Source organism: Pseudomonas sp. Irchel s3a10 (genome assembly GCF_900187525.1).
In the GTDB taxonomy this organism is placed as follows: Bacteria; Pseudomonadota; Gammaproteobacteria; order Pseudomonadales; family Pseudomonadaceae; genus Aquipseudomonas; species Aquipseudomonas koreensis_G.
On the sequence record NZ_FYDR01000001.1, the window covers coordinates 137,304 to 154,137 of the forward strand.

Consider the following 16,834-nt stretch of genomic DNA (forward strand, 5'->3'; position numbering starts at 1 on the left):
ATTGAGATCTGCGCCGGACACACAGCCTGTGTCACTGTAGATCCCCTGTGGGAGCGGGCTTGCTCGCGAAAGCGATCTTTCAGGCAACCCATTACTGCCCGGTAAACCAACGGAAGTAAGGGTTGCCGCCATCCCAACGCATCACTTCACGCATATCCCGCCCCCAGGCATCCCGATCACCGTCATACGCATGCAGGCTGGCGCGGTAGAACTGCATCAGACGTTGGCGGTGCGTGTCCATTCGCTCAGTGAACCCGGCATCGGCATTGACCAGTGGCGGCGGCACATATAGATCCAATAGCGCTGGCAGCACCCGGGTAATTTCCTTGCTGCGCACCCACGGCGCGTATTCGATCCGGGGCTGATCGTCGGTCACCGCCGGCGCATTCGCTGCAAAGCGCTCAAGGCCTGCACGGTCGGTGACCCAGGTTGCGAGCAACGCTGGGGCCGAGCCAATCCCGACATCTTGCAAGGTGCTGCGCACGCTGGCCTGCTGGAAGCGCTCGGTGATTTTCGCCGCGTCCAGCTCCATCGGTTGCAGCGAACCGACCAGCAGCATCTCGTGGAACTCGCTGGTCCACAGCGAGGCATACGGGAACACGTCGAGAAAGCTGCGCACCAGTGAACGCGAATCGTCGATGTTCTGGGTCGGCAGCGGCAGCCACTGTGCGGCGATGCCTTGTTGTGCCAGGCGACTGGCCGCCAACTGGTAGAAGTCCCGCGAGTACAGATTGACCACGCCGGCCGCCGATGGCGGTGGCGGTTCGAGGGTGATCAGGTCGTAGGTCTGCGGGCTGCGCAGCAGTTCCTGACGGCCATCGCGCAAGCGCACATCGACGCCGGGATCGCTGGCGGCGTTGAAGTTGCCCTTGAACAGCGGCGCAGCCTTGACCACCGATGGCAGCAGCTCGGCGACCACCCTATGTTCCAGCCCCGGATAGCGCAGCAGGGCGCCGGCGGTGATCCCGGTGCCGAAGCCGATCACCAGCGTCGAACGCGGCTCGCCGTTATGGATCAGCAACGGCAGCAGCGCCTGGATGCGCATGTAGCGCAGCGACGGCATGGCATCGCCGGTGTTGGACACGCCTTGAATGTACAAGCGGTGGAAGCTGTTCTCACCACGGCCCTGAGCGACCACTGCCACGGTGCCGCCACGGCCTTCCTCGTAGAACGCCAGCGTACCGTTGCGCGCACCCGGCAGCAGACTGGCAAGTTTGTCCACCGGGGTCAGTACAGCGAACGCAATCGACACCAGCCCCAGCGCGATCACCGCCTGACGCCGACCTTTTTTGACGTGATGACCCTTGCGCACGGCCACGTAGCCGATGCCGGCCGCGATGATTGCCAGCAAGCCCAACGTGCGCACCAGCCCCAGCAGCGGAATCAGCAGAAAACCGCAGAGCATCACCCCGACAATCCCGCCCAGCGTGTTGAACGCGACCACGGCCCCGACGTCGCGACCCACGCGCTCACGCCCCACACTCAAGCGCAGCGCCAGTGGAAACGCCGCGCCGAGCAACAGCGTCGGCACGAACACGATGCTCAGCGCTGCCACGGCAAAACGTGCGCTCATACCGGCCAGTTCGCTGGCACCCAAGGCCAGCAGCCAGCTCTCGGCCTGACTCTGGGCCACCACCAGCCAGCGCCCGAGCAGGGCAATTTCCAGCAAGGCGATCAGCCCGGCGCCGGCAATCAACAGACCGAACACGCCCCACGGATCGCGAATGCGCTCGACGCGACGGGCGAGCAGGGCGCTGCCGATGAACAGCCCGGTGAGATACGTCGCGAGCACCACGGCAAACGCGTAGGTGCGGGTGCTCATGAACTGCACGATCGACTGCGACCAGACCACTTCATAACCCAGCGCCACGCCGCCGGCGATGGCGTACAACCACAGTGCGGTGCGGTCTGTGGCTTTCTCGGCGTGATGTTTGACCGCAGCCGCAATCGGCGTCGGATGCTGACGCTGCAGCCACAGAGCAGCGGCCGCGGCCAGCAGATTGAGCATCGCCGCAAACAACGCACTGCCGCGCACACCGAGGGTGGCGATCAACGCGAACGCGGCGAGCAGGGTGCCAACAATCGCGCCGAGGGTGTTGGCCGCATACAGCTGACCGCCGGCCCTGCCCGGATCAGCCGCCAGCGAGCGCACCAACACCGGCAGCGTGCCGCCCATCAACACCGCCGGAATGCCCACCAGTGCGAATGGCAACAGCCAGGCCAGCAGGCCGACATGGCCTTGCAGCCAGGCAAACGGGCTCGCCGCCAGGCTCATCACAACCGTCGCGCCAACACCAAGAATCGCTACCAGCACTTCCAGCCCGGCATAGAGCAGCACCGGTTGCTGCAAGCGATCCGCCCAACGTCCGAACAGCCAGCCACCAATGGCCAGCCCGGCGAAAAACGCGCTGATGCCGGTGGTGATGGCATAGACCTCGACGCCGACCACCAGCGACAACTGTTTGATCCACAGCACCTGATACACCAGTGCGGCGGCGCCGGAGATGCACAGCAGCAGGACAGGGATCAGCAGCGCCGGGGTGGCGGCTTGGGTGGTGGGTATGGCCGACGGCTTGCTGGCGATACGTGAGGGCATGCGGATTGCCTTATTTCAATTCAGAAATTGCGGTGATGGTGCTGGCCTTTTCGCGAGCAAGCCCGCTCCCACAGGGGATCTCGGGTGTAGCGAAAATCCCTGTGGGAGCGAGCTTGCTCGCGAAGGGGCCGACACGGTCCCAAGTTGAAAACAGGGCCGCCCGCCGCTGAGGGCGGGCGGCAGTTCAACGGTCTTACTGAGCAGCCGGTGCCGCTTTCATTTTCTCTTCAATCTTCGCGTCCACCGCAGCACGGATCTGGTCGATGCTGAAACTCGCAGGTTTCTGGCTTGGTGGGTACTCGATGAAGGTCTGCAGGAAGCGTGCTGCCTTGGTTGTCGCAACGGCGACCAGATAAACGTTTTTGGTCGACCAGTCGTAGTATTGATCGGAAACCACGTCGGCCCGCTCGTACGGGTCCATTCTCAGGTTGAAGATCTTGGGCACGCGCAAGGGGGTAAACGGGTTGCTCCAGACTGCAAAACCCCCCGGTGCTCGCTGCTCGGCGAAGACGGCCTTCCAGTTGCCAAAGCGCATTGAAACCAGCATGCCGTCATCGTTGAAGTAATAGAACTCCTTACGCTCTCCGTTGGGTTGCTGGCCGGTCAGATAGGGCAACTGGTTGTAACCGTCCAGATGCACTTTGAAGTTGCTGCCTCCGGAAGCCGGCGCCCAGCCCTTGAGCAGCTTGTCTTTCACCTCGGTGTCACCGGCAGCAGCGAGCAAGGTCGGGAACCAGTCCAGGCCCGAGAACATCTCGTTGGACACTTCACCCGGCTTGATCTTGCCCGGCCAGCGAACCATCGCCGGTACGCGGTAGGCGCCTTCCCAGTTGGAGTTTTTCTCGTTACGGAACGGTGTGGTCGCCGCGTCCGGCCAGGAGAACTGGTTCGGGCCGTTGTCGGTGGTGTAGACCACGATCGTGTTGTCGGCGATTTTCAGGTCATCGAGGGTCTTGAGCAATTTGCCGACATCACCGTCGTGTTCCAGCATGCCGTCGGCGTATTCATTGCCGGGCATGCCGCTCTGGCCCTTCATCGAATCACGTACGTGGGTGAACAGGTGCATGCGCGTGGTGTTCATCCAGACGAAGAACGGCTTGTCGGCCTTGGCCTGTTTCTCGATGAACGCTTGTGCGGCAGCGGTGGTTTCGTCGTCGATGGTTTCCATGCGCTTGGTGGTCAGCGCGCCGGTGTCCTCGATCTTGCCGTCGGCGAAACTGTGGATTACGCCCCGTGGCGAGTTGGCTTTGACAAAGTCCGGGTCATCCTTGGGCCAGTAGGGGCGTTCGGGTTCCTCTTCGGCGTTCAGGTGATAGAGGTTGCCGAAGAATTCGTCGAAACCATGGTTGGTCGGCAGGTATTCATCCTTGTCCCCAAGGTGGTTTTTACCGAACTGGCCGGTGGCGTATCCCTGAGACTTGAGCGCCTGAGCGATGGTGATATCGCGCTTTTGCAGGCCGACAGTCGCTCCCGGCGCGCCGACTTTCGACAGGCCGGTACGCAGTGGCGTCTGGCCGGTGATGAACGAGGATCGTCCGGCGGTGCAGCTGTTCTCCGCGTAATAGTCGGTGAACATCATGCCTTCTTTGGCAATCCGGTCGATGTTCGGGGTCTTGTAGCCCACCACGCCCATGGAGTAGGCGCTGATGTTGGTCTGGCCGATGTCGTCGCCGAAGATCACCAGAATGTTGGGTTTCTCAGCCGCTGTGGCAGTTGCCGACAGCGCCATCACCGAGGTTGCCACCAGGGCGAGTTTCGGTAGCCACTTGCGTATGCGAGTCATCTGACTTGCTCCTTATCGCGGGGGTCGTTGTTGCGACTTACGTTTGTTGCAGTCCTGCATCACGCTTTTTCTTATTGCACCTGCCCGGTTGCCGGTGGATCGAACGGGTAGATCCGGCGCCATTCGGTCGCCATGTCCACCACGGTCCAGCCACGGGAATTTGCTTCGTCGAGGGCTTTGTCGAGTCGCCCGATATCGGATTTTCGGTCGTAGGCCCACTCGCGTCCGGCGTCGGTGTGGTGCACCAGCCCCATGAAGCGTTTGCCGGGGCCGGCGGCGGTCCATTGCAGCATCTGCAGGTCGCCGTCGGAGTTGCCGAACGCGAGAATCGGCCGTTTGCCGATCACTGCATCAATGCTTTCCGGTTTGCCCGGGCCGTCGTCGTTGTGCGCCAGTTTCCGGGTGCGCAGGATCGAAGCCTGGCCGTCCTTGAACTGGAACGCGGTGACGAACGTGGTGCCGATCACCTGTTCCGGCGGGATGCCGTAAACCTTCTCGGCGAAGGCGCGCATGAAGCCGGTGTCGCCGCCGGAAACGATGTAGGTCTTGAAGTCCTGGCTGCGCAGGTAGTCGAGCATTTCCAGCATCGGCTGGAAGATCATCTCGGTGTAGGGCTTGCCGGTTTTCGGATGTCGAGCCTGGCTCAGCCAGGTCTTGGCGTAATCGTCGAAAGCCTCGGTGGTCATGCCGGTGTGGGTGGCGCCGAAGATCTTGATAATCCCGTCCATGCCGGCAGCGGCCAGTGCCTTGTGGTCGTTTTCCAGCACCGCTTTGAACGGCTGGGTGGTTTGCCATTCCGGGTGCTGCGGCGCGTTGCGCTTGACCTCATCGAGGGCGAATAGCAACTCGAAATACATCGGCTGCTCGCTCCACAGGGTGCCGTCGTTGTCGAACACCGCGATACGCTCGGCGGGATGGACGAAGTCCTTGCTGTGCTGATCGGTGACCGCTTGCACGAACGCGATGATGTTGTTTTTCGCAGGGCCGTCATTCCATGACGGCAGTGGCTCGCTGGCCTGGGCCAGCAGTGGCAATGCCAGCGCGAACCACAGCGCAAGGCTGAAACGTTGTCGCTGCTGCGGTGGATTGGTCATCGGAAATCCCTTTCATGAACGGGGTTGAGCGGGCGCAGGGCCGACGCCGGTTTGTGCGCCTTTTGTTCGGCCTGACTGTGAAGCGTAGTCAACGATTCACGCAGTTGAGCGAGTGTTTGTGCAGTCTGCGGCTGACGTCCATAAAGTCCGCGCAACAGGCCTTGCAGGCGCGGGCCGGCATTCACCAGTTGCAGCCCGAGCCGACTGCGCCGCAGCCACAGATACAACGCGCTCAATTGCGCCGGTTGCGCCTGCAGTTGCGGGTTGATCTGCTGCCAGGCGAAGTCCGCCGATTGCTCCCAGGCCAGTCGACGCGCGTGCTTGCGTGCCTGCCATTGGCGCCGGGCGCGCATCAGCGCCGGACGCAGCCAATAACCGACGCCAATGCACACGGCAAGTAGCGCCAGCCACAGCAGCCAGCGCGTGGAAAAATGCGAGTTGTTGCGGTCGAGTTGCTGGAGATCCTTGGTGATCGAAAACACCGGTTTGTAGGCGCTATTGGCTGTGGCCTCAAAGGATATGGCGGGCACCTGCGCCGTTCGGCTCTGCTGCGTTTTGACATCCCACCATTTCACTGCGATGGCCGGCAGGGTGTAGGCGCCAGCCTTGTCGATGCGGTAGGTGACGGCGTCGATGCGCTGACCACCGAGCACGTTACCGCGACCGTCATCCAGGCGGGTGACTTGTGGGGTCTGCAGATAACGACTCAGGCCGGCCACGTCAGCCAATGACGGAACCGGGAGAGCCATCGCCAGTGCGCCATCGGCCTCCAGGATCAGTTGGCGGGTAACGCTGTCGCCGACTTTTAACGGGGTTGTCGAATTGATCAGGCTTTGGCTCAGGCGCACACCGCTGGCCACCAGCGGCGTTTCTCCGGGATTGAAACCGGGTGGCTGGGTGGCGCTGAAGTGCAATGGCTGGCTGTGTGCGCTGATCGCTGTGCTGGCCTGACCGGGTGTCGCACTCACCGTCAACGGCGGAATATCGAAGCGGCGGGCGACATTCGGGGTGATCAGGTAGCTGTAGCGCAAGCCGCTGAAGGTTTGTCCGTCGATGGTCTGATTCAGGTGTTGGGCCTGGCCGTCAGGTGGTGTTACCAGGGCGCCGTCGAGTTTCATCTCGGGCAGGGTGGCGGCGCTGGTGAACCAGGTGTCGGTGAGCACGTCGACTTGCAGCTCGACCAGTCCGCCGACCATTGCGCCTTCGGCGGGTTGCAGGTGGGCCTGGACTTTCAGTTGGGGTTCGGCGGCAGAGGCCTGGATTGTGAACAGGCAACTGGTGAGCAGGGGCAGCAGGGTTGCGGTGAGCAGGCGGGCGCCATCGCGAGCAGGCTCACTCCTACAGAAGATTTTCGGCGCACACAAATCCCCTGTAGGAGTGAGCCTGCTCGCGATGGCCGCAACCCGGTTCATGGTTTGGCCCCCGACTGATCCTGCAAACTGAACTTCTGCTTGAGAAACTTCGCCGGCGAGGTGCTCAGGTTTTGCAGCCACAACGCGTCGGACGCTGCCTGTTCGGTCTCGACTTTTTTGCTCTGGCCCTTGCCCGGTGCCTTGTCGAATTTCACTTCGTCCGGTTTGGTCTCGGGAGCGTTTTTCTCGGCGCTGTCGGTGTCCTTGAGCAACGCCTGCGCCAGCGCCAGATTGGCCGTGGCTTCGGGGAACTGCGGTTGCCGCTGCAAGGCCTGGGTGTAGGCGGCAATTGCCTGATCGAACTTGAAGCGCCGCACGTAAATGTTGCCCAGGTAGAACCACGCTTGCGCCGTGTCCAGCCGGGCAAAGGTCGCCAATGCGAGGTCGTAGTCCGCCGCGTGATAGGCCGCCACGCCTTTCCAGTACGGATCGACAAACAGCGCCGCTGCTTGCGGCCAATGCTCATGCTCGACAGCCCAGCGCCCTTGCTGATCGCGGGTGAAGAATGCATCGGTCAGTGCACTGGCCTGGGCTGGCGCGGCAGGCCAGCCAAGGCTTGTGGCCAATAGCAGCGCCGGTACCCAGTTGACGCTCCAGCCCTTGCGCACGCCGAGCAGCGCCAACAATAGAAGAGGCCAGCACAGCCAGTAACCGGCATCTTTCCAGTGCAATTGCTGCTGTTCGGCGCTGGCACTCTGGAAGTGTTGTTGGGCGTGCAACTCGATCCAGTCCAGATCATCGTCATCGAGGGTGAGGCTGCCCAGCGGGGCGTCGAGGCCGGCGGCCAGTTTTTTGAGTGCCGCCGGATCGAAATGGCCGAGCAGCGGACGCCCGTTGCTGTCGACTGCCGGCTGGCCGTTGGCGCCCTGAATCACGCCGCCATCCGCGTTGCCGACCGCCAGTACCAGTACCTGCAATTGGCTGTCGTCGAGTTGTTTGTCGAGACCTTCGAGCTGTGCAACGTCAGCGCCGTCGGTGATCAACAGCAGGCTGCCCGGGGTTTGCTCGGCGCTGAGCAGGCGTTTGGCCTGCTCGATGACGGCGCTAACGTCCTTGCCCGGTTTGTCGATGAGGCCTGTGCCCAGCGCCTGAATGAAGGTGTCGAGCAACGCCGGATCGTCGGTCGGCGGCAACACCAGATGCGCGCTGCCGGCATAGGCGATCAGCGCGGTGCGGGCGCCCGCGCGACGCTGGATCAGGTCGTGGAGTTTGTGTTTGGCCGCTTCCAGGCGCGTCGGAGGTACGTCGCGGGCGTCCATCGATGGTGACAGGTCCACCGCAACGATCAGTGGAGCGCGATTTTCCAGAAAGTCCGGACGATCCTGCTCCCAAGTCGGCCCAGCGGCGGCGATCGCCCCAAGGGCCAACACCGCGCACAGCCAGTGCACCGGGCGCAGGCGCTGCTGATCTTCTGGCGTGACCAGCAGGTGCGGCAGCAAGTGTTCGGCGATGTTGCTGCGCAACCGCCGCTGCAAGTCGCGGCTGCGGCGCCAGAGCAGCGGCAGCAGCGCGGCAAGCAGCGCGAGCAGCAGCCACAGCGGGCGTAAAAAGTACAAGTCGCTGAGATTGATCTCCATCTCAGACCTCCTGCCGCTGGCGGGCAAGCGCCAGGCGCGGGCGCAGCAGGGCGCCGAGGTGATACAGCGCCAACAACCCCAGCGCCGAGCCCAGCGGCCAATGGAACAACTCGCGTTGCGGCTGATGGCTGAGGGTTTTCACCTGATGCGTCGTGAGGCGGTCGAGGGTGCTGTAGACCTGATCCAGCGCCGTACGATCTTCGGCGCGGAAGAACTGCCCGCCAGTGGTTTGGGCGATCTGTTGCAGCCCGCGCAGATTGACCTGCGCCTCGCCGGAAGCCGTCGGGTCGCCGATGCCGATGGTGTGAATGACCACGCCCTTGTTGGCGGCCATTTCCGCTGCGTGGTCGGGGGTGATAGCGCTGCTGGTGTCGTTGCCGTCGGTGAGCAGGATCAGCACCTTTTGCTGTTCGTGCGCCTGGTCGAGCAGCTTCAGGCTCAAACCGATGGCATCGCCGATGGCGGTGTTCGGCCCGGCCATGCCGATGCCGGTGTCGGCCAGCAACAACGCAAGGCTGGCGTGATCGAGGGTCAGCGGCGCCTGCGGATAGGCGCCGCTGCCGAACACGATCAGACCGATGCGGTCGTCCTTGCGCTTGTCGATGAAGCCTTGCACCACCTGTTTGACGGCGGCGAGGCGATTGATTTTCTGGCCGTCGGCATTGCTGAAATCTTCAGTCTCCATCGACTGCGAAATGTCGATGGCAAGCATCAGGTCGCGCACTGGTTGCTGGCTTTCGATGGGTTTTTCAACGAACACCGGGCGCGCGGCGGCGAGCAGGATCAACGTCCACACCAGCAGATTGAGCAGCAGTTGCCAGGGGTTCTGGCGATTGCCAACCCGGCTCGGCGCTTCCCCGACGGCGCGGCTCATGGCGCCGAAAAACGGCACGCGCACGGCGCTGCGGGCCTCCTGATACGCCGGCAGATAACGCAAGGTCAGCCACGGCAGCGGCAGCAGGAGCAGCAGCCACGGGTAATCAAGCTGCCACATGGTGCTGCTCCACCCAGTGTTGGCAGGTGTCGAACAGCGCTTGGCGCTGTTCGGCGGGGAGGGCGCGCAGGGTGGCGTCGGGGGCGTAGGCGAGTTGGGCCAGTTGATCGCTGAAGTCGTCGGGCAGTTTCTTTTTACTGTGCCGCTGCAGAAAGGCCTGCCAATCCGATCTTCCCAACGCCGCCACCCCTTGTGGGAGCGAGCTTGCTCGCGAAAGCGGTGTGCCAGATAACACAGATGTTGAATGTGCTGACCTCTTCGCGAGCAAGCTCGCTCCCACAGGGTTTGCATTCCAGCGGAAAGATTTGCGTAGGGGCATCGAAAGGGCCACGCGTTTGAGCAGTTCGGGTAACTCGCGCAGGGCATTGAGGTCATCACTGCGCTCACGCAACTGCGCAAGCCGCACCAGCGCTTCGCGCCGATACTGATCCCGTCGCCACTGCCGATAACGGCGCACGCCAATGATCAGCGCCAGCACAATCAACAGCGCGAGCAACAGCCACCAGCCCCAGGTCTGCGGCGCATAACTGACCGGCGCCGGCAGGCTCAGCTCCTTGAGCTGGCTGATGTCGGGGATATTCGGGTTCATCGCCGTGGGCCGGCAGACTTGCCAAGCTCGGCACGCAATTGCGCGTGGGCCTCTTCGGCGGTGCTGAACATCATCAACGGCACCTGACTGCGGCGCAGCAGGGTGGCGACGTCCTTAAGGCGGCCACCGAGATAATCACCCAACGGCTGATGCACGCTGCGTTTCTCGACAGCCAGTTCCACCTGCAATTGGCCTTGGGTGACCAGCAACCGACCATCGCTCGGCAGCTTCAAGGCCAGTGGATCGTAGACTTGCAGGGCAATTACATCGTTATGCGCGCGCAGTTGCCGCATCAATTGCAAGGTGCGTTCACCCGCCCCGGCGAAGTCGCTGACGATGCAGATCAAATGGTCATGCCCGGCCAGCGCCAGGCAACGCTGCAAGGCCTTGTCCAACTGGTCCTCGTCTTCGGCGTCGGGATTGCCCGCGTTCAGCGCCTGATTCTGTTGCGCCACGCGGCTGAGCAAGGCTTCGACCCGTTTGCGGCTGCGCAACGGCGCGATGCTGTCGATGCGTTGATCATTGAACACCAGACCGCCGACCCGATCACCAGCGTTGAACACCATCCACGCCGCCAGCGCCGCGAGTTCTGCGGCCAGAGCGGATTTGAAACTGCGTTGCGAGCCGAAGAACATCGACATGCGCTGATCGACCACGATCAACGCCGGGCGATCGCGTTCTTCAGTAAAAGTGCGTACCACCGGTTTGCCGGTGCGCAGCGAGGCGCGCCAGTCGAGGTGGCGCAAATCATCACCGGGCTGATAACGGCGCAGCTCATCGAAGTTCAAGCCACGTCCACGCAGGCGCGAGGCATGGTTGCCGGCGAGGATGCTGCCCTGGGGCTGGCGCGCCAGAAAGCTCAGGTCACGGGCCTTGAACTCCAGCGCCATCAATTGCGCCAGAGACACGTAGACCAGACCGTCCGTGTTCATGCCGGAATCGCCACTTTATCCAGCAAACGGTCGAGCACCTGATCGGCAGTTACGCCATCTGCGACCGCGTCGTAGCTCAATTGCAGGCGATGGCGCAGCACCGGATGCACCACGGCGCGCACGTTATCCGGCGAGACAAAATCCTGGCCCTGCAACCACGCATCGGCCCGCGCGCAACGATCCAGGCCGATGCCGCCACGGGGACTGGCACCGATGCTGATCCAGCGTCCGAGGTCTTCGTCGTAATCGGCCGGGTGGCGAGTGGCGTTGATCAGGTCGATCAGGTAGCGGTCGATGGCCGGCGATACATGCACCGCGCTGACCTCCTTGCGCGCGGCGAAGATCACTTCCTGTGACAGGCTGAAGCCCTTGCCCGGCGCGGTGTTCGCACCTTGGGCAAACTCTTCGGCGCGCAACAGACGCAGCACCTGGCTTTCGTTGTCGGCGCTGGGGTAATCCAGCAGCACCTTCATCAGGAACCGGTCCATCTGCGCTTCCGGCAACGGATAAGTGCCTTCCTGCTCGATCGGGTTTTGCGTGGCGACCACAATGAACAGCTCCGGCAGCACATGGCTGGTGCCGGCCACGGTAATCTGCCGTTCTTCCATGGCTTCCAGCAGCGCCGCCTGCACCTTGGCCGGGGCGCGGTTGATCTCGTCGGCGAGGATCAGATTGCCGAACAGCGGGCCTGGCTGGAAGCGGATCTCGTTTTGCCCGGCGACCTGATGCAGCACTTCGGCGCCGGTGATGTCCGAGGGCAGCAAGTCGGGGGTGAACTGGATGCGACTCATCTTCGCGTCCAGGTGCGTAGCCAGCGCCTTGACCGTGCGCGTCTTGGCCAGCCCCGGCAGGCTTTCCAGCAGCAAATGCCCGTTGGCCAGCAGGCCGAGGAGGATCTGCCGAATGACCTGATCCTGGCCGAGTACGGCTTCGGCGATGCTCGCTTGCAGGGCGTTGAGGTCGGTGAGTGCGGTCATGGGACAGTCCTTTGTGGCCGGTCTAGAAAAACGCCAGGGTCATGTTGACGGCAATGCCGTTGCCTTCAGGACGGTTCTTAGTGTCGAACTCCGGCACCCAGCGCGCGCTGATGTTGGCTTGGGCGTCGGCGAATTTGCCTGCCCAGGCCACCACCGGCCCAGCGCCGACCGAGCGGCCACGGAAGCCATTCAGGCTGTCGGCGGTCTGCCCCTTGTCGTCGGTGACCTGCTGGATATAGCCGGCCGCCAGACCGGCGCTCCAGCCACTGCCGAAGCCGTGAGTCCACAAGGCGTCGAGGGTGAAGATGTTGCCGTTGCGGTAATCGGTGGCGGTGTTTTCGGTGTAGAACTCCAGGCCACTGGACAGTGTGAATTCACCACCCTTGCCGTCCAGATGGGTGAAGGCCACGGTGGGCATGAACGTGTAATTGTTCTGCCCCGGGTTGGCCAGGCGATTGTCGTTGTAGGCGCCGGTGGGCACATAGATCGGCAGGGAGAACGCGATGTGGTTCAACTCGTCGAAGTGGTAGCCGGCGGCAATCGGAGTGACCAGCGCGTCGGCGAACTGAGTCCCGGAATCGCTGGTGCCGAGGGTGCGTCCGCGCGGTCCGGTGATGGCCGCGTCTATGTCGGTGTACTGCACTGGAACACCGATTGCCGAGGCGAAGTTCCATGGGCCTTTGCCGGTGTCCCAGATGTGCGTCAGGTTGGTCATGGTGTAGGAGACTTTCATGTCGATCCCGGCACTGACTTCACCGGAAATCGGCGCGCCGCGACTGCCCTTTAGCGATCCGTCGTACCAGATGCTGGTGACCGAGACTACCCAGCCCGGTTCGGGCGGGATGATCCCGGCGTTGGAATACACCTGTTGCCCGGTGATTGGCCGGCCCACGCCACCTTCAGCTGCATAGAGTTGAGTACTGCCGATCATGCACAGCGCCAGCAGCGGACGCACAACGTAAGGCTTGACCATCACTGGCTCCGTTTATTGTTTTGAGTTGACCGGGTTGAGCAGCGGCATCTTCCATTCGCCGCTGGCCACTTCCGGCTTCGGCAGGTACAGGCGCAACACGCCATAGAACGGCCCGTCCGGTGCCGGCAGCCAGTTGGCCTGCTTGTCCTTGCCGGGATTTTTGTGCTGCACGTAGAGGGTCAGCCCGCCGTCGGCATCGAGCTTCAAGTCGGGCAGCATTCGCGAGTTGATCAGGTAGCGATTGAGCGGGTTGGCCACCAGCAATTTGCTCTTGCCGTCATACATGGTCAGCGACCAGAAGGCGTCGGCCGGGGGCAGGGCGCCCTTGTCGAAATGCAGGGTGTAGTCGTGTTTCGCCGCGTCGACCGGTTGGCCGTCCTTGTCGACGAAATAGCCTATGTAGTTCGCCTCTTCGGCAGAGTTGCCGAAGATGCCCATGTTGGCGCCGGCGTAGCGATACAGGTAATTGCCCTTGAGGTGATCGCGGGTGCCGAACAGGTCACCGCTGCTGATTTCATGCGTGTCGACCTTGTCTTTCTTGAACGCGGCGAATTCCGCCTTGGCGTCATTGATGCCGTCTTCGAGGGCCTTGCGTTGCTCGGCGCTGAGCTGTTTCAGGTCGAATGGCTGACCGGCACCGATGCCGATTTTGGCGAAGCGCGCGAGCAGGTCTTTTTCGACGTCCTGCGGCGGTGTGAAGGCGAGCATGAAGTTCAGGTAGCGGAACAGCTCCGGAGTTTCGCTCATGGTCGGCGTCGGTTTCGGCCAACTGACTTTCGGTGCCGGCGCCGGAGCTTTCTGTTTCACGTATTTGCTCAGCGGCTCGACCTTGTAGCCTTTCTGGATCTGCTTGACCTTGCCCAGATCTTTTTCGTCGAACAGCTGCGTGCGGTACAGCGCGTAGGCGATGTTGCTTTCGCTGCGCACCAGGCGGTCGATGTTGATCGGCTGCTGACCCTGCCAGTCGGGCCCGGCGATCATGAAATGGCCACCGTTATTGCCGGTGCTGCGGGTACCCAGGTAAGCGAAGTTCTGCGTGTAGGCGTCGATCAGTTGCACCGAGTAGTAACGGTGCTCTTCGATCGGCGGCAAGGTCAGGATCAGCGGTTCGCTGCGCAAGTCCATCCAGACGAACGAGTAGGGCGTGTCGGCGTTCGGCGTGACGAACGCGGTGTCTTTGGCAGTGAAGGCCTTGGCAGTGTTGCCGATCTGGTTGAACGGTGCCTTGAAGTTCGGGCTCTTGCTGTCCACGGCCTGGGTGTACAGGGTTTTGTACATTTCCACTACCGGGAAGCCATACAGATAAGCGTCCTTGGCGATGCCTCGGGCTTCTTCGGGGCTGGCGCTGAAATCGGCCCAGGCGCTGCTGCTCAGGGTGAGGGTCAGAGCGGTCAGCCATAGATTGCGTGTGTTCATGCGGCGTCCTTATTCATTGCACGACCGTGATGTCGTCGAGTTTCCAGCTCTTGTCGAAATAGGCTTCGGTCGGCGCGTACAGGCGGAAGTAGCTGAACCAGTGCTTGCCGGGCACGGTTTGCACCCAGTTGTTCTCGAAGCCTTTGGGTGCGCTCGGGCCGAAGTACAGATCCACCGAGCCGTCGGCGTTTTTCTTCAGATCCTGGCGCGAGGACAGGTCGGCCTTGCGCTGCGGATTGTCGATCAGGCAACGGCTGTCGATGTCGTACAAGGTCATCGACCAGAACTGCTTGGCTGGCGGGTTGGCGCCGACGTGCAGGCGATAGGTCTTGCCGCCGTCGAGCCAGTCACCCTTGGCGTCGGTGTAGGCACCGAGGTAGGTCTGACCGAGGCCCGGGGTCTTGGAAACCATGCCCTTGGTGTTGGTCACCGCTTCATAAAACCAGGCGCTGCGTTCCCACAACTGGTCGTAATAGGCCACGCGCTGCGACGGTTCGGCGATGTTCAGCACCGTGTCCCAATGCCGGTCGGGCCAGTACTGCGCCTGAGGAAAGCGCTTGGCAAAGGTGTTGGCCTTGGCGATCAGCTCACCGACCTGCGCGCCGGACTCCAGGGCCTGACGCTGCTGGGTGTTGGGGTTGAAGGGTTTGTCCTTCTCGATGCCGAGACTGGCGAGCATCGCCATGTAGAAGCGGTCACGTTCATTCACCGGTTCTTTCTGAATGATCTGATGCAGCCGCTGCCAGTAAGCGATGCCGCGCGGCTGGGTGCCCGACCACTTTTTACCGTCAGGCGACAGCAGGCGGGTCTTGCTCGGCTCGGCGCGTTTGGCGTACGGGTACATCTTGAATTGCTCGACCAGCGCCTTGCCCTTGGCCGGATCCGGATCCAGCACCCGGAAGCCCACCAGCACGTTCATGGTTTCCGATTTGGCCAGGTAATACTTGTCGGCATCGGCCGGTGGCTCCGCGCCCGGTGGCAGCACCAGATATTTGCCGCCCTGGCCTTTGTCCGGGCCGGTCTGACCCATGTCGATAATCGCCCGCTGCCAGAAATCGCCAATTCCGCCGGCGGTCGGTCCCGGTGGCAGTTGAATCACCAGCGGCCCGGTTTCGCTTAGGTCGACGAAACCGAGAATGTACGGCGTGGTGGCGTTGGCAGTGATCACGCCGAGCTTGTCTTCGTAGCTGTCGAGCACCATCAGATCGCCGCTGCGCGCGCCGAGCTTGTCGCGAAATTCTTCCTGCCACTGCGCGTAGGACACCAGCGGCAAGGCCCACAGGTAACTCTGGGTCGCTTGCTGGAAATCCAGCTCGGCGTAGAGTTTGGCGATCGACTCATGGGCCGGCAGTTCGCCCTCCATGGCGATCTTGCCGATACGGGTGTCGAGCTCCTGAGCACCGACGCCGCAGCTGGCGAACAGGGTCATGAGACTGAATCCGGCGGCGCGTAAAGCAATGTGCATGGCGATGTCCTTATTTTCCGAATGTCACGTTGATCCCCGCGAACAGGGTGAACTGCGGCACGCCATCGCCTTTGCGTTCGACGGTCCATTGCGGTTCGAGAAAGGCGTTGAGAATGTTGCTGCCGGACTTCCAGACCTTGCCCGCACCCAGACCGATCGGGATGTAGTGAGTGTTGTTTTTCAGATCGAACGTCCAGGTGCCGGTGGAGCGCAGGTACCAGCCCTTGTCGAGGTTATGAATGATGAACGGCTGCAGGGTTGCGGTTTCGACATGCGCTCGGTCGTGGTCGCCGGCGAACGAGCTCTGGTACTGCACCAGCGCACCGAGCAGGCCGCGCGGCGACGAGTCGATCGCCACCGCAGCCAGGCCGGCCTGCCACTTGCCCGTGCCCAGTTCGTCCTCGGCAGCGGTCGGCGCGGTGATCTGCGGGCCGATGCCCAACTGCACGCCGTCGGTCTTGAGCAGAAAGATGTCGAACAGATTGAGATCGCCGATGCCGGTGCTGTAGCCGCCGCGCGGATCGGGGCGGGTGCTGATCGGCATTGTTGCGCGCAGCAGTTGCGGCACACCGATGAAGTCGTTAGGCGCAATCGGTAACGTGCCGCGCAGCAACGCATCGTTGGTATGCAGATTGCTGTCGAACAGCTTCGGCGTGTAGTAATCCTGCAGGTTGGCGCCGGGCGCCAGGTTCAGCGGATTGTTGCTTTTGTTGGCCTCTTCGGCGTTATTCGCAAAGGCACAAACCACAGGCGCCAGCGAACTCGCCAGCAGCAAGGCGTGAATCCCCAATTTTTTCGACATGATCCCCGTTTCCCTGGTGGCTACTGCATGGAGGTCCCGGCGCTTCTCGGCCGTTGGACGTATTCCCTTTTTTATCAAGCCCGTAGGACACGTCTGAATGACGCTAGCAGCTAACGGGGAGTTAGCCAGTCGAATGGATTAATTCTTTGGTTTTGTCTACAGAGTCACACTAAAGGTGAGCGCCAAGATTTTTCGCCCCTGTAGGAGCTGCCGCAGGCTGCGAT

General features: G+C 62.3%; 13 protein-coding genes. All 13 read right to left on the reverse strand.

Annotated elements, in window-relative coordinates:
- Positions 1-91: 91 nt before the first annotated feature.
- The 13 genes from CKW11_RS00750 to CKW11_RS00810 all read right to left on the reverse strand — a co-directional run bounded on the left by CKW11_RS00750 (position 92) and on the right by CKW11_RS00810 (position 16,610).
- A complete protein-coding gene (locus CKW11_RS00750; protein WP_095135522.1) occupies positions 92-2,596 on the reverse strand; it encodes a fused MFS/spermidine synthase in 2,505 nt (834 codons plus the stop codon).
- A 193-nt stretch (positions 2,597-2,789) separates the two neighbouring features.
- A complete protein-coding gene (locus tag CKW11_RS00755) occupies positions 2,790-4,379 on the reverse strand; it encodes an arylsulfatase (RefSeq protein WP_095135524.1) in 1,590 nt (529 codons plus the stop codon).
- A 71-nt stretch (positions 4,380-4,450) separates the two neighbouring features.
- The gene (locus CKW11_RS00760; RefSeq protein ID WP_095135526.1) at positions 4,451-5,473 is read right to left on the reverse strand and encodes an HAD family phosphatase; all 1,023 of its coding nucleotides are present in this window, start codon (positions 5,471-5,473) and stop codon (positions 4,451-4,453) included.
- Positions 5,470-6,885, reverse strand: coding sequence for a BatD family protein (locus tag CKW11_RS00765; RefSeq protein WP_095135528.1), 1,416 nt, complete (start codon positions 6,883-6,885; stop codon positions 5,470-5,472). The genes CKW11_RS00760 and CKW11_RS00765 overlap by 4 nt, the downstream gene beginning before the upstream one ends.
- Entirely contained in the window at positions 6,882-8,462 is a 1,581-nt protein-coding gene (locus CKW11_RS00770; RefSeq protein WP_095135530.1) for a VWA domain-containing protein, read from the reverse strand. Before CKW11_RS00770 ends, CKW11_RS00765 begins: the two co-directional genes overlap by 4 nt.
- A 1-nt stretch (position 8,463) precedes the next feature.
- Positions 8,464-9,456: a VWA domain-containing protein gene (locus CKW11_RS00775; RefSeq protein ID WP_095135532.1), complete on the reverse strand. Its 993-nt coding sequence runs from the start codon at positions 9,454-9,456 to the stop codon at positions 8,464-8,466.
- Positions 9,443-10,045, reverse strand: a complete 603-nt coding sequence (locus CKW11_RS00780) for a DUF4381 domain-containing protein (RefSeq protein ID WP_095135534.1) — start codon at positions 10,043-10,045, stop codon at positions 9,443-9,445. Before CKW11_RS00780 ends, CKW11_RS00775 begins: the two co-directional genes overlap by 14 nt.
- Positions 10,042-10,977: a DUF58 domain-containing protein gene (locus CKW11_RS00785; RefSeq protein WP_095135536.1), complete on the reverse strand. Its 936-nt coding sequence runs from the start codon at positions 10,975-10,977 to the stop codon at positions 10,042-10,044. Before CKW11_RS00785 ends, CKW11_RS00780 begins: the two co-directional genes overlap by 4 nt.
- Positions 10,974-11,954, reverse strand: a complete 981-nt coding sequence (locus CKW11_RS00790) for a MoxR family ATPase (protein WP_095135538.1) — start codon at positions 11,952-11,954, stop codon at positions 10,974-10,976. Before CKW11_RS00790 ends, CKW11_RS00785 begins: the two co-directional genes overlap by 4 nt.
- A gap of 22 nt (positions 11,955-11,976) precedes the next feature.
- A complete protein-coding gene (locus CKW11_RS00795) occupies positions 11,977-12,927 on the reverse strand; it encodes a transporter (RefSeq protein ID WP_047602192.1) in 951 nt (316 codons plus the stop codon).
- A 12-nt stretch (positions 12,928-12,939) separates the two neighbouring features.
- A complete protein-coding gene (locus tag CKW11_RS00800; protein ID WP_095135540.1) occupies positions 12,940-14,343 on the reverse strand; it encodes a DUF1254 domain-containing protein in 1,404 nt (467 codons plus the stop codon).
- A gap of 13 nt (positions 14,344-14,356) precedes the next feature.
- The gene (locus CKW11_RS00805; protein ID WP_095135542.1) at positions 14,357-15,808 is read right to left on the reverse strand and encodes a DUF1254 domain-containing protein; all 1,452 of its coding nucleotides are present in this window, start codon (positions 15,806-15,808) and stop codon (positions 14,357-14,359) included.
- 10 nt (positions 15,809-15,818) lie between these two features.
- Complete coding sequence (locus tag CKW11_RS00810) at positions 15,819-16,610, reverse strand: hypothetical protein (protein WP_095135550.1); 792 nt, start codon at positions 16,608-16,610, stop codon at positions 15,819-15,821.
- Positions 16,611-16,834 lie beyond the last annotated feature (224 nt).

Excerpts from the sequence above, each read along its gene's own strand:
- CKW11_RS00750 (WP_095135522.1), bottom strand. The coding sequence starts at position 2,596 with ATGCCCTCACGTATCGCCAGCAAGCCGTCGGCCATACCCACCACCCAA.
- CKW11_RS00755 (WP_095135524.1), bottom strand. The coding sequence starts at position 4,379 with ATGACTCGCATACGCAAGTGGCTACCGAAACTCGCCCTGGTGGCAACC.
- CKW11_RS00760 (WP_095135526.1), bottom strand. The coding sequence starts at position 5,473 with ATGACCAATCCACCGCAGCAGCGACAACGTTTCAGCCTTGCGCTGTGG.
- CKW11_RS00765 (WP_095135528.1), bottom strand. The coding sequence starts at position 6,885 with ATGAACCGGGTTGCGGCCATCGCGAGCAGGCTCACTCCTACAGGGGAT.
- CKW11_RS00770 (WP_095135530.1), bottom strand. The coding sequence starts at position 8,462 with ATGGAGATCAATCTCAGCGACTTGTACTTTTTACGCCCGCTGTGGCTG.
- CKW11_RS00775 (WP_095135532.1), bottom strand. The coding sequence starts at position 9,456 with ATGTGGCAGCTTGATTACCCGTGGCTGCTGCTCCTGCTGCCGCTGCCG.
- CKW11_RS00780 (WP_095135534.1), bottom strand. The coding sequence starts at position 10,045 with ATGAACCCGAATATCCCCGACATCAGCCAGCTCAAGGAGCTGAGCCTG.
- CKW11_RS00785 (WP_095135536.1), bottom strand. The coding sequence starts at position 10,977 with ATGAACACGGACGGTCTGGTCTACGTGTCTCTGGCGCAATTGATGGCG.
- CKW11_RS00790 (WP_095135538.1), bottom strand. The coding sequence starts at position 11,954 with ATGACCGCACTCACCGACCTCAACGCCCTGCAAGCGAGCATCGCCGAA.
- CKW11_RS00795 (WP_047602192.1), bottom strand. The coding sequence starts at position 12,927 with ATGGTCAAGCCTTACGTTGTGCGTCCGCTGCTGGCGCTGTGCATGATC.
- CKW11_RS00800 (WP_095135540.1), bottom strand. The coding sequence starts at position 14,343 with ATGAACACACGCAATCTATGGCTGACCGCTCTGACCCTCACCCTGAGC.
- CKW11_RS00805 (WP_095135542.1), bottom strand. The coding sequence starts at position 15,808 with ATGCACATTGCTTTACGCGCCGCCGGATTCAGTCTCATGACCCTGTTC.
- CKW11_RS00810 (WP_095135550.1), bottom strand. The coding sequence starts at position 16,610 with ATGTCGAAAAAATTGGGGATTCACGCCTTGCTGCTGGCGAGTTCGCTG.